This is a genomic window from Actinomyces sp. HMSC08A09, assembly GCF_001807465.1.
Classification (GTDB): Bacteria; Actinomycetota; Actinomycetes; order Actinomycetales; family Actinomycetaceae; genus Actinomyces; species Actinomyces oris.
Genome location: NZ_KV789084.1, coordinates 64,708 through 77,253, shown reverse-complemented (window position 1 = coordinate 77,253; position 12,546 = coordinate 64,708). Strand labels below are relative to the sequence as shown.

The 12,546-nt window shown below is 69.4% G+C and carries 10 protein-coding genes; 5 read left to right on the top strand and 5 right to left on the bottom strand.

Annotated features, from left to right (window positions below):
* Positions 1–122: 122 nt before the first annotated feature.
* Positions 123–875 carry a response regulator gene (locus tag HMPREF3165_RS01410; protein ID WP_070510321.1) on the bottom strand — a complete coding sequence of 251 codons (753 nt, stop codon included), beginning with the start codon at positions 873–875 and terminating at the stop codon, positions 123–125.
* A gap of 133 nt (positions 876–1,008) precedes the next feature.
* The gene (locus HMPREF3165_RS01405; protein WP_256274725.1) at positions 1,009–2,502 is read right to left on the bottom strand and encodes a sensor histidine kinase; all 1,494 of its coding nucleotides are present in this window, start codon (positions 2,500–2,502) and stop codon (positions 1,009–1,011) included.
* Positions 2,503–3,081: 579 nt separating this feature from the next.
* On the opposite strand from HMPREF3165_RS01405, the gene HMPREF3165_RS01400 reads away from it, so the two are divergent.
* The gene (locus HMPREF3165_RS01400; protein ID WP_070510317.1) at positions 3,082–3,831 is read left to right on the top strand and encodes a DUF4352 domain-containing protein; all 750 of its coding nucleotides are present in this window, start codon (positions 3,082–3,084) and stop codon (positions 3,829–3,831) included.
* 261 nt (positions 3,832–4,092) lie between these two features.
* Here HMPREF3165_RS01400 and HMPREF3165_RS01395 read toward each other — a convergent pair whose 3' ends face one another.
* Together HMPREF3165_RS01395 and serC are read right to left on the bottom strand one after the other, a co-directional pair.
* Complete coding sequence (locus HMPREF3165_RS01395) at positions 4,093–5,283, bottom strand: phosphoglycerate dehydrogenase (RefSeq protein WP_070510316.1); 1,191 nt, start codon at positions 5,281–5,283, stop codon at positions 4,093–4,095.
* Positions 5,284–5,406: 123 nt separating this feature from the next.
* Positions 5,407–6,486: a 3-phosphoserine/phosphohydroxythreonine transaminase gene (serC, locus tag HMPREF3165_RS01390; RefSeq protein ID WP_070510313.1), complete on the bottom strand. Its 1,080-nt coding sequence runs from the start codon at positions 6,484–6,486 to the stop codon at positions 5,407–5,409.
* 271 nt (positions 6,487–6,757) lie between these two features.
* On the opposite strand from serC, the gene HMPREF3165_RS01385 reads away from it, so the two are divergent.
* From HMPREF3165_RS01385 to HMPREF3165_RS01375, 4 genes are all read left to right on the top strand, one after another.
* On the top strand, positions 6,758–8,314 hold the full coding sequence (locus tag HMPREF3165_RS01385; RefSeq protein ID WP_070510310.1) for a DUF4832 domain-containing protein: 1,557 nt from the start codon (positions 6,758–6,760) through the stop codon (positions 8,312–8,314).
* 127 nt (positions 8,315–8,441) lie between these two features.
* Positions 8,442–9,368: an ADP-ribosylglycohydrolase family protein gene (locus tag HMPREF3165_RS01380; protein ID WP_070510307.1), complete on the top strand. Its 927-nt coding sequence runs from the start codon at positions 8,442–8,444 to the stop codon at positions 9,366–9,368.
* Between the two features lie 939 nt (positions 9,369–10,307).
* Complete coding sequence (locus HMPREF3165_RS13375; RefSeq protein ID WP_176746983.1) at positions 10,308–10,478, top strand: hypothetical protein; 171 nt, start codon at positions 10,308–10,310, stop codon at positions 10,476–10,478.
* Between the two features lie 3 nt (positions 10,479–10,481).
* Positions 10,482–10,916, top strand: a complete 435-nt coding sequence (locus HMPREF3165_RS01375; RefSeq protein ID WP_370991886.1) for a DUF4143 domain-containing protein — start codon at positions 10,482–10,484, stop codon at positions 10,914–10,916.
* Positions 10,917–10,959: 43 nt separating this feature from the next.
* Here HMPREF3165_RS01375 and HMPREF3165_RS01370 read toward each other — a convergent pair whose 3' ends face one another.
* Positions 10,960–12,468, bottom strand: coding sequence for a glycoside hydrolase family 36 protein (locus HMPREF3165_RS01370; RefSeq protein ID WP_070510301.1), 1,509 nt, complete (start codon positions 12,466–12,468; stop codon positions 10,960–10,962).
* Between the last annotated feature and the right edge of the window lie 78 nt (positions 12,469–12,546).

Sequence of the window (12,546 nt, the reverse complement as noted above, 5' to 3'; positions counted from 1 at the left end):
CGGGCCCCGCACAGGCGCCAGAAGCGGCCAAGCAGGGGAAGGCGCAGCCAGCTCCAGGGGAGGGGAGGCTGCCGCCCGTGGGGTGAGAGCGCCCGACCCTCACCGGTCGGGGTGGCTCACCCCTATCCCAGCAGCCCGGCGCGTTCGGCGAGGACCGCCAGGTGCACCCGGTTACGGGCACCGACCCGCTCTTGCGCACTGCGCAGGTGGGCCTTGACGGTTGAGACCGAGATGTACAGCCGGTTCGCGATCTCCTCGGTGGTCAGTCCCTCGGCGGCCGCGGCGATGACCTCGAGCTCGCGCCGGCTGAGCCCCGCCGCTGCCTGCTGAGCCTGGGCCACGGCGTGCTGACGCTCCTGCGAGCGAAGGTCATAGGCCGTCATCGTCGGCGCCGTCGGCTGGGAACGCACATATCGCAGCAGCTCGGCAAGCGCCCCCGGCGAGAGCACTGACTCGCCCGCCATGACCCGACGCAGCCCGGCATGGAGCTCCTCGGAGGCGGAGTACTTGAGCAGGTACCCCACCGCACCGGCCTCAATGACGCGCACGACGGCGTCGTCGACGTCCCAGGTGGTCAGCGCCACGACGTGGGGGTGGCGCGGTGCGGCACAGATCTGGCGGGTGGCCTCGATCCCGTCCATGACGGGCATGCCCAGGTCCATGAGCACGATATCGGCCTCGATACGGCCCACCACGTCGATCGCCTCACGGCCGTCACCGGCCTCGGCGACGACGACGTAGTCCTGGCTCGGCCGCAGGAGCGGCTTGATGGCGGCGCGGGTCAGTGGGTCGTCGTCGACGAGGATGACACGGACCGGGTGGGCCGGTGCGGGGGACGCGGACCAGGAGGCCGGGGCGGCGGAGGGATCGGGCACGGGACCAGCCTAGGTGCGTGCGCCGACACAATCACCATCCCAACGGCCCAGGCCCCGGATGGTGCCTCCCCGTGAGCTGCGCGCCGACCGGTATCTCCGATCTCGGGCTGTGCAGATACTGGTTGGCGGCCGCTCAGCGACCGGTGCGGGGCGACTCCGCCGAGCGCCAGGGCAGGTGCGCGCTCACGACGAACCTGCCCTGGCCGTCGGGGCCGGCATGGAAGGTACCGCCGCAGATCGCCGCCCGTTGGGCCATGCCGCGCAGGCCCGAGCCGCCCTGGGCGTCACCGACGACGACTCCGGGTCCTGACGCTGCGCCTCGGCCAGTACCCGAGGCCTGAGGCACCTCATAGGGCTCGGGGTCCTGAGCCTCCGGCTCGGTCCGAGAGATCCGGTTGGAGCAGGTGATGTCGATGCCGGTGTCCGGACCGCCCTCGACGCGCAGCTGCACACTCGTACCGGGCGAGTGCTTGCGGGCGTTGGTCAAGGACTCCTGGACGATCCGGTAGACGGCTCGCGAGAGCACCTCATCGGCCTGCGCAGCGCGGTCGAGGTAGATCGAGGAACTCAGCGGCTGGCGGGCGGCAAGAACCCCGTCCACCACCTCTCTGAGGTCCTCCAGGCGCGGGGCGGGCTCAACCGCCCCCACCGGCTCGCGCAGCACGGCGAGCAGGGAACGCAGGTCCCGCATGGCGCCCTGGGCCTCCTGTCGCACGCGCTGGGCGGCGGCCCGCGGATCGTCCTCACCGACGGCGCCGGCTGAGTCCGGGGCCTGCGAGCCCTCTGGGGCATTCGAGCTCTCCGACGTCTCCAGGACGCCCTGCTCCAGGGCGGCGGCGTGGAGGGCGAGCAGCGACAGGCGGTGGCCGAGTCCGTCATGCACTTCGCGAGCCACCCGCTCACGCTCGGCCTGCAGGCTGACGGTGTCCGCCAACCGGGTGGAGGTCCGGGTCTGCTCCTGGGCGGCGCGCTCGGCCTGGGCTGAGGCATCGGCCGCCTCCTGGGCGCGACGTCGGGCCTTCCTCTCCCCGTCACGCGCGCGCAGCCACAGTCCGACGCCGACCGGCAGGGACATGGCCACCACCGCGAGGAACAGCACCTGCAGCACCGAGACATGGGTCACGGCATGGGGGTCGGGGGAGGAGTTGAAGGCACCGATCATCGAGCTCCCGGTGGCCCCGTAGCTCGCGTCTCGGAAGAGCGCCGTCAGGGTACCGACGGCGAGCAGCGCGCCCGTCGCCCACGGGACAGGGTCGCGCAGGGAGCGGGACCGGCGTACCACGGTGGTGAAGGCGATGAGTCCCACGGTGGTGTCCAGGGCGGCGACAACACTCGCAAGCGCCGAGACGACCGTGATGGGCACCGGCCAGCGCCGACGCAGGAAGAACGCCACGAGAAGCCCCAGCCCCGTGAGGATTCCAGCGGCTTCGAGCACTGGGTGGTGACTCTCCTTGAGAACCTGCTCATGGTTGAAACGTGTTCCCAGCGCGATGAGGAACCCCATGGCGCACAGGGCGAACAGGCCCAGGGATCGCAGGATCGTCAGGGTGACGCGCAGGGCATGGCGTTGCGACGGGGACAGGGACTGCGTGAACGACGGAGCCGGTCTTACAGGCGCGTACGGCACAGGGGTGGAGGGAACCGCAGTCATCGGAGGGCGGAGGCGCGGGTCCGACGCCGTAGGAGTACCGGGAGCAGCGGAAGGAGCGGGGTATGAGAGATGCGGGGCGACTCCCGCGTACCCCTGGTACCCCGGATATCCCGGATATCTCGGATAGGAGGGGTAGGCCGGTGGGATCGGCGGGTATGGCAGGGCCCGCGCCCCGAAGGCGGGCGCAGTGGGCTCAGTCCGACCGCCCCCAGGGCTACCGCTCCAGCCCGACACGGGTGGGGTGCCGGGTCCAGGAGTGGGCGGGTAGGTGGGGACTGACATGTGCTCACTGTAGAACCGGGCACTGACACGCATGATCGCCCGATAGGACACGATTCGGGCGCTACGGCGCGGGAGGCATCGTCCTTTTGGTCAGTCGCGACGAGTGCCCTTTCGGACGGCCGCCTCGGACTCATCGGTCGATGTGCGCGCCGCACGGCCGGGGCCATCGTTGTTCCCGTCAGCTGATCCCGTCAGCTCCGGTGACGACACACCGTGATGGGCACTGCCGCATCCCGCTCAGTGCCTCACCTCCCGCATCTCGAAGGACCCATCATGACCAGCCCCGTCAACCCAGTCCCTTCCTCACCCGCCGGTGTCCCCGCCCCGGGCTTCCCTGCCCCGGCCGCAGGCATGGGCATGCCCACTCCCGAGCCGAAGCGCTCCTGGTTCGCCCGGCACAAGATCCTCACCGGTATCGGCGCCTTCATCGCCGTCGGCATGATCGCCTCCGCACTCAACGGTGGTGGGGGCTCGGGGAACTCGAGCACGACCGCCGCCACCCCGCCGTCCATCCAGTCGATGGCCAGCGCGCCCGCTCAAGCAACCGCCGGCCAGGACTCCGCAGCCGCACCCAGCCCCCAGCAGCAGGAGCCGGCAAAGGATGCCGAGAAGTCGGACTCCGCACTGAGCTTCCCCGGGAAGCAGCGCGACGACGTCGTCGGAAACGCCGGTGACACGATCGACGACGACGGCATCAAGGTCAGCGCCACGCCTGTGACCGCGGGTGACGCCACCCTGGGCCCCACCGCCTGCTCGACCATCACGATCACCAACGGCTCCAAGAACACCCTGGACGTCAATGCCCTGGACTTCACCTTGCAGGACCCGGCCGGGGCGATCAGCAACAGCGGCTTCATGGGTTCGAGCAACCACCTGTCGGCCTCCAAGCTGATTGCGGGTGGCTCGGTCAGCGGCGATGTCTGCTTCGATGCCGACGTGTCGGCCGGAGGGCAGTACGTGCTCCTCTACAAGCCCACGCTCTCGCTGTTCGGGCACCGCAGGGCCTGGATCAACAACCTCTGACATCCCACGGGGTCCGCAGGTGCATCTGGCACGTGCGGACCCCACCGGCCGGGGACATTCCACGCGGCCGGGTGCGTCTCGTTCCAGTCAGGGCCATCCTGCGCGTCGGGGGACAGGAATCTGGTCCCCGACGGCGTCGAATGTCCCCGGCCGCACAGAAATGTCCCCGCACGCGCGAGATGTCCCCAGCCGAAAGAGAATGGCCCCGCACGCGCGAGACGTCACCGGCCGCGCGGGGCCCCAGCAGCGCGGGGCGTCGGCTCAGATGCAGCGCGCCGACAGCACGCCGTCGATCGCGCGCAACTCCTCAAGAACCTTGGGCTCGATCTCGCCCTCGACGTCGACCAGCGTCACCGCCAGCTCGCCGCGTGACTTGTTGAGCAGGTCGGCGATGTTCTGCCCGTGCTGGGCCACGATCGTGGAGACCTGGCCGACCATGTTGGGCACGTTGCGGTTGACGATGACGAGCCGGTGCGTGCCCTCCTGGCGCGCCATGACGGCCTCGGGGAAGTTGACCGAGTTGTGGACCTGCCCGTCCTCGAGGAAGCCGCGCAGGGAGTCGGCGGCCATGATGGCGCAGTTGCGCTCGGCCTCCTTGGTGGAGGCGCCCAGGTGCGGCAGGGACATGCACTTGGGGTGCTTGTGAACCTGCGTGGAGGGGAAGTCGCACACGTAACCGCGCAGCGTGCCCTCGTCCAGGGCCGCCACGACGGCGTCGGTGTCGACGATCTCGGCGCGCGCGAAGTTGAGCAGCACCGCGGTCTCCTTCATGAGGGCCAGGCGCTGGGTGCTCACCAGCCCGCGGGTGGCGGGGATGAGGGGCACGTGGACGGTGAGGATGTCGGCGCGACGGAAGACCTCCTCCATGGAGTCGGCCCGCTCGACCTCCGCGCTCAGGTGCCAGGCGTGCTCCACGGAGATTCCCGGGTCGAAGCCGACGACGTTGAGCCCCAGCCCCAGGGCGGCGTTGGCCACCTGCACGCCGATGGCCCCCAGGCCGATGACGCCGAGCGTGCGGCCGGGCAGCTCGAACCCGACGAACTGCTTCTTGCCGGCCTCGACGGCCTTGGCGATCTCGGCGTCGTCGCCCTCGAGCGTGTGGGCGAAGCGGGCCGCCGGGATGAGGTTGCGCGAGGCGATGAACAGTCCCGCCAGGACCAGCTCCTTGACGGCGTTGGCGTTGGCGCCGGGGGTGTTGAACACGGGCACGCCGCGCTCGGTGAGCGCCTCGACCGGGATGTTGTTCGTGCCGGCACCGGCCCGGGCCACGGCCAGGACCGACTCCTCGATGGGGGTGTCGTGGAGCTTGGCCGAGCGCACCAGGAGGGCGTCGGGCTCCTCCACGGAGCCGCCGACCTCGTAGAGCTCGTCGGGCAGGCGGGACAGGCCGGCCCCGGAGATGGCGTTGAGGGTACGGATGCGGAACTTGTGGTCAACGCTGCTGGTGGTCACGGAAGTACTTTCTGCAGAGCGGTCCGGGTGGAGGAAGCGGTTGGGACGGGCGACTGGGCGCGCGGGCGGGTGATCGGGCCCGCAGGCCAGGCGAGACGGCCGGGATGGTGAGCTGGCGGGCGCTCAGGCCCGGGCGGCGAAGTCGGTCATGTAGTCGATGAGGGCGCGCACGCCCTCGATCGGCATGGCGTTGTAGATGGAGGCGCGCATGCCGCCCACAGAGCGGTGCCCCTTGAGGTTGGTGAGCCCTGCGGCCTGGGCGCCGGCCAGGAAGTCGGCGTCGCGGGCGGGGTCGGCCAGGGTGAAGGGCACGTTCATCCAGGACCGCGAGCGCTCCTGAACGGGGTTGGCGTAGAAGTCGGAGGAGTCGATGTAGCCGTAGAGGAGCTCGGCCTTGGCGCGGTTGCGCTCGGCCATCGCCTTCAGGCCGCCGCCGTCCTCGATCCAGTGGCCGATGAGCCCCAGCAGGTAGATGGCGAAGGTGGGGGGCGTGTTGAGCATGGAGTCGGCGTCGGCCATCTTCTGGTAGTCCAGGACGGTGGGGGTCACCGGGCGGGCCCGCCCCAGCAGGTCCTCGCGCACGATGACGACGGCCAGGCCCGAGGGGCCCATGTTCTTCTGAGCCCCGGCGTAGATGAGGCCGTAGCGGGAGACGTCGATGGGCCGGGAGAGGATCGTGGAGGAGAAGTCGGCTACCAGCGGGACCTCGCCGGCCTCGGGCACGTAGTCGAACTCGACGCCGCCGATGGTCTCGTTGGGCGTGTAGTGCAGGTAGCGGGCCGCCTCGGGCACCGTGAAAGAGCCGGGCTCGGGAGTGGTCGTGTAGGAGGAGGCGGCCTCGTCGGCGGGCACGACGACGTCGAGCTCGTAAGCGCCGGCGTGCTTGATGGCCTTGGCGGACCACTGGCCGGTGTTGAGGTAGGCGACCGTGTCGCCGGGGGCGGTCAGGTTGAGGGGGATGCCGGCGAACTGGGCGCTGGCCCCGCCCTGGAGGAAGAGCACGCGGTAGTTGTCGGGGACGGACAGGAGGCGGCGCAGGGTGGCCTCGGCGTCGGCCGCGCAGGCCACGAAGTCCGCTCCGCGGTGGGAGACCTCCAGGACGGACATTCCCGATCCGCCCCAGCTGGTGAGCTCGGAGGCGGCCTGTTCGAGGACGGGCAGGGGGAGCTGGGCAGGACCGGCGGAGAAATTGAAAACGCGCACGGAGTCATCATGGCCGCTTATGCGCGCGGCGGCAATGTCGTCCCGCATGGCGTCACCCGCCGACGTCGGAACGCAGCCGGACCGCTGCCGGAACGCAGCCGGAATGCGGCCAGAACGCGGCACAACACGAAATTCTCATGTCCTCCAAAAGTACGGGTGGCACAGGCCCTTCACCCCGTCAACCGAGCACGTTGTCAGCGATAGCACAGGTGGACCGCTCAACTGGCCGGTAGGGTTTACCCACGCCCAAGTCCCTACCTGACAAGTTTTTATGATCGATTCACAGCACGACGAGACCACTTCTGCAGCAGCTTCCGGCTCCACGTCGGCGGCCGCGCAGCAATCGCACGGCCCAGGTTCCGATCGCACTCCCTCCCTGGGACACCAGGTGCTCGACCGGCTCCGCAGGGGGCGCAAGCCGCGCTTGGGCGCCATCCTCATGGCGCTCGTCGCCGTGGTGTCCCTGGCCACCGGGTTCCGGGCCTGCAACTGCAACCGGGCCTGGATCGAGGTCTCCGCGGCGGCCACGCCGGAGGCCAACCCGCTCAAGGGGATGATGCCCTTCGCGCCGGCGGACGCCTCCCACTCGCCGGCGCTGCAGGAGAACGCCCCGCCCCACACGATGGAGTGGCTGACGCTGCCGGTCAGTGACGTCGTCGCCGGGCCCGGCTCGTACTCGTGGGACAGGCTCGATGCGCACCTCAACGCCATCGCCTCGCGCGGACACCAGGCGGTGCTGCGCTTCTACGTCGACTACCCCGGGCGCCCCAGCGGCATCCCGACCTACCTGCTGAGCTCCCACGCGGTGCCGACCCACGACTACACGTTCAACGGCAACGCGCCGGGCCAGTCGCTGGCGCCGGACTACAACGACCCCGAGATGATGTCGATGCTCACCGGCTTCATCTCGGCCCTGGGCCAGCAGTACGACGGCGACCCGCGCCTGGCCTTCATCACCCACGGCCTGGTGGGCTTCTGGGGCGAGGGGCACACCTACCCGATGAACGGCAAGGTCTCCGGCGAGAACCCCTCCGGCGAGAACTGGATGCCGTCGGCAGCGAACCAGAACACCCTCGTTGACACCTGGGGCAGCGCCTTCCAGGTGACGCCGACGCTGGCACGCTACCCGTCCGCGGAGACGGTCAAGCACGGGGTCGGCTACCACGACGACTCCTTCGGCTACGCCACGATGGACACCGCCGACTGGCACTTCCTGCCGAAGCTCAAGCAGGCCAAGGCAGACCAGGCCTGGCAGCAGCACCCCATCGGCGGCGAGATCTACCCGGGCATCCAGGAGTGCTCCGTGCGCAACCCGGGCAGCTGCATGGCCTCGGGCTCCAACGGAGGAACGGTGGACATCAACGCCTCCATCAAGGCCACGCACGCGAGCTGGCTGGTGGACAACTGGGCCTTCACCACGACCCTCAACGGCTCCGAGCGCGAGCGGACCGTGCAGGCCTCCGCCGAGACCGGCTACGACCTGGCGGTGGCGCGCTGGCGGATGCGCAACGGCAAGGTCGAGGTGCAGATCGCCAACAACGGGGTGGCGCCCTTCTACTACAACTGGAACGTGGAGGCGGTGGCCATCAACACCTCCAACGGCATGGAGGTCGGACGCACCACGCTCAGCGGCGACCTGCGCAAGGTCGCGGTCGGCAAGACCCAGACCTTCTCCGGGCAGCTCCCGGCAGACCCGGCCGGACAGAACACGATCCTGGTGCGCGTGGTCAACCCACTGGACTCGGGCCAGCCGCTGCGCTTCTCCAGCGCCGGCCAGGACCAGACGCTTCCCGGCTACCTCACCCTGGGCCGCACCCCCACCAAGTAGGCGGGGCCCGACGGCGGAGTCCTGGCGGGCGCCCGGACCGCCCGGAGCCGGCCGGTCCGGCTCCGAGAAGCCACCCGTGGGCCGTCATTCCCGGTCGTCCTCCGCCCATCCTCTGTACTGTGACCCCATGCATGAGGATCGGATGGTGGGCAGCCTCCTGGGGCTGGCGGTGGGCGACGCCCTGGGTACCACCGTGGAGTTCCAGCCGCGCGGCTCCTTCCCGCCCGTCACCGACATGGTGGGCGGCGGGGTATTCGGTCTGGCGCCAGGGCAGTGGACGGACGACACGTCCATGGCGCTGTGCATCGCAGCGAGCCTGGTGGAGACCGGAACCTACGATCCGGGCGACCAGCTGGGCCGGTTCGTCCGTTGGTACCGCGACGGGTACCTCAGCAGCACGGGCCGGTGCTTCGACATCGGCAACCAGACCCTGACCGCCCTGAGGGAGTTCGAGGCCACCGGCGAGCCCTACCGTGAGACGGCCGGTGGGATGAGCGCGGGCAACGGTTCGCTGATGCGCCTGGCACCGGTCGCGATGGCCTTCTGCGACGACCTCGAGGCAGCGGGACGGTTCTGCGCCGACAGCTCACGCACCACCCATCCGGCCGTCGAGTGCGTCGAGGCGTGCGGGGCCTACGGACGCCTGATCGCAGCCGCCATCCAGGGGGCGTCTCACGCAGAGCTGTACGCGGTGGCCGTGGGCCTGGCCGAGCAGGTGACCAGCCCCGCGCTGGCGTCAATCCTGGGCGGCTCCTACCGGGTTAAGGAGCGCGAGGAGATCTCGTCGTCGGGCTACGTCCTGCACAGTCTGGAGGCGGCGCTGTGGGCTTTGGCCAGGACCGATACCTTCCTCGACGGGGCGCTGCTGGCCGTGAACCTGGGCGACGACGCCGACACCGTCGGGGCCATCTATGGGCAGCTGGCGGGGGCGCTCTACGGGCGCAGCGCAATCCCGGAGGGCTGGCGGACACGCCTCCACGACGCCAGGATGATCGAGGACCTGGCGGCGGGGATCGCGGAGCGGGTCGGAACCTTCGAGGTCGCGGCCGGCTGAGGAGCAGGGCGTTCACGGCAGCCTGGCGGGGCGTCAGTGTCCACAAGGCTGACATTAACGCCACTCCGGTACCACAATCCAAGAAAGAACCGCGGAATTCCAACGATTTCCGCTGGGCGCCTCGACGGCGGGACCGCTAATGTCAGCACCGTGGACACTGAGCTGCCGACGGGCTCGACTCCGCGAGGTCTGCCGAGGTCCTGGCGGCCGGGCCGGGCGCCCTCACCCCAGGGGCCGGCCCCGCTTTCCCCAGCCTGACCTCTGACCGGCCGTCTCTGGTTCCCGCCTGGTTCCCGCCTGGTTCCCGCGCAGCCTCCCGGCGGTGGCTCGACGTCGGCGCTATCCCGCCCCGCCTCCAGCCGGCCCACTCCACGAGGGTGGGGATCTACTGACCGACGGTTGTGCGTACTGCACGAACCCCCGACCCCCGCGGAGTAGCCCCAACCCTCTTCCAGTAGCACCCGCCCCTCATGCAGTAGGCGCCCTGGCTTGGGGGCCGGATCCGGCAGGGGTTAGTTAAGCTACACGGGTGGAATTTAACGTGTAGTGCACATCAGTCTGGGCTAGGAAACAAGACTCGTGAGTACTCCATGAGGGGCGTAATTTCGAGCAGTACACACAACTCTTGGGCAATACACCCCGCCCTCGTGGAGTAAACTCACCCTTCACTCGAAAAGACCGCGGTTCATAACGTATCGCGCGAGTTAGCGGGCAACTCTTAGGAAGACCCTACACCCGCAACAACAACATCACCAACCATCTCTTTAGTTGGCGTTGCAGCAAGATCACTCACCTGTCAACACAAGACAACTTTCTCCGAACGCACCGACTGAACCCACACACAACGCCATAAGAGTTCTGCTTCTAGTGCCATCTTTTTCATCTAGCGGGCATCAGCGTAGTATTTGTTCACCCCTACCATCCCAAAAGGAAGTCATCATGAGTAGACCGAAGACGAAGAAGATCACCCTAGATATTCGCAGGAAGAGCGAGGCCCGCAAACTAACCAAACTGTTGGCCGAGGGCTGGGTGATCGTATCGGAGCACAAGCGTGGCCTGTTTTCTTGGAAGCCTGGTTTCGTGGACTACGTCCTAACAAAACAAGACTGACACCTGCACAGGGGAGGCCTCACCACGGCGGCGGGGCCTCCCTATTCTCTCAACCTCCGCGGGGTCGGCCACCCGATCCTCACCAGCCCTCGGGGCACCCCACGCCGCCCCCGAGTACTCGGCTCACTATTCGAGTCCCTGGTGATTCAGAGTCTTCAGGTCTACGCAGAGGTCCTCAGCGCCCGGGTCTTCCACCTGCGCACCAAAGGCGGGCTCCAGGAGATCGACATCATCCTCGAAGGAGCCGACCGTCGGGTCGTCGCCTTCGAGATCAAGGCGAGGGCCACCCCCAAGCCGGAGGACACCAAGCACCTGCGCTGGCTGCGCAAGAAGATCGGGCCGAGGCTCGCGGACGCAGTCCTGGTGACCACCGGCCGTCTGGCCTACCGGGACGAGGACGGGATCGCCGTCGTACCCGCCGCCCTGCTGGGACCGTAGGACCTCGGCCGGCTCCCGGCCCCGACGTCGCCCCAGCCCCGCCTCACAGAGGGTAGGCCGATGCTTTGCCCTCGATGGCCTCGGTGAGGTCGATCTCGCGCTCGCCCAGGCTGAAGCGGTAGCGGCCCAGGATCTCCAGGGGCTCGTCCTCGGCGGCCAGGAAGGCGCGCACGGCCTCCTTCTCCTCCTCGTCGAGCCAGGTCATCTGGTCCGACAGGCACCGGTAGCGGCTGGCCTCGGCCACGTCGCGCAGCCACTGCATCTGGGTGTCGTCCAGGAGGTTGCGGCGGTGGCGGAAGAAGACGACGTCGGGGTCGACCCCGATGACCCGCCCCAGCCAGAGCCGGTTGATGCCGGCGTGCAGGGCGTTGTAGGCCTTGGCGTCGGATAAGTCGTCGGAGGCGTAGTTCTCCCACATGGGGGCCACGTCCGGCCCCACCCGCACCGCGTCGAGCAGCCCGATGGAGGGCATGATGAGCGCCCCGGAGCCCAGCAGGAAGGTCTCCTCCCCGGCGGTGTCGCGCACGAGCCGCAGCCCAGTGCGGTAGGCCTCCTCCCGGTCGATCTGGCGGTGCCGGTAGCCGGGGATGGCGGCGGCGTTGATGAAGTCGAGCTTGAGGTAGCTGAAGCCCCACCGGTGGACGATCTTGGCGATGAGCTTGCGCACGTAGGTCTGGGCGGTGGGGTGGGTCGTGTCCAGCGCGTAGTAGTCGCCGCCCCAGTTGGAGCCGGCCACGGCCAGTCCGCCGTCGGCGTTGTGGACGAACATCTCCGGGTAGTCGCGCACGGCCCGTGAGCCGGGCAGGGCGATGAAGGGCGCCACCCACAGGCCCGGCTGCATGCCGGCCTCCCGAATCCGGGTCGCGGCGGCCTCCATGCCGTCGCCGAAGCTCTCGCCGGCCTCCCAGTCGCCGACCGCGACCTCCCAGCCGTCGTCAATCTGAAGCGTCTTGAAGCCCAGCTCGGCGACCTGCGGGATCTCCCGCTCGAGGGCCTCCTGCGAGATGCCCTCGTAGTAGGAGTACCAGGAGCACCACACGCTCTGCGGCTCGATCGCCCGGCCCCCCAGGCTCTCGCCGAGCTCGCGTGCGTAGCGGGCCATGACGGCGGTGGCCGGGCCGGGCAGGATCACCCAGCGCGCCGGGTCGCCGGACTCGGTGAAGGCCTCCAGGACCGCGGTGTCGGCGCGCAGCCGCGGCGTGCGCCCGTCCAGGCAGCCCACGAGCAGCGCCCCGGCGGAGTCCTCCAGGACCGCCATCCAGGCCGAGTGGTGGCGGGCCGGGTCGTCCCAGGGGGCGTCGTCGGCGGTCCGACGGCGCTGCTCATCGGCGATACGCATGGGCGCCTCGCTCAGGCGGCGCCAGCCCGACGGCGACCAGGAGTTCTGGCCGGTGCGGTAGAACTCGCCGTCGCGCATGTCGTGCAGGAGGGTCAGGTGGGAGGCCTCGACATAGACCGCGCCGGTGGCGCCGCCGGCCCCGTGCTGGGTGGTCACCGTGCCGTCGCAGGCCAGGGCGATGCTCCGCCCGGTCAGGGTAATGTGGTGAATCATGCGCTCTCCTCGGCTCCGGCCTGTCCTGCCCGCGGCTCGGGTCCCCCGCGAGGCACCGGCACCGCCCGGCTCGCACTG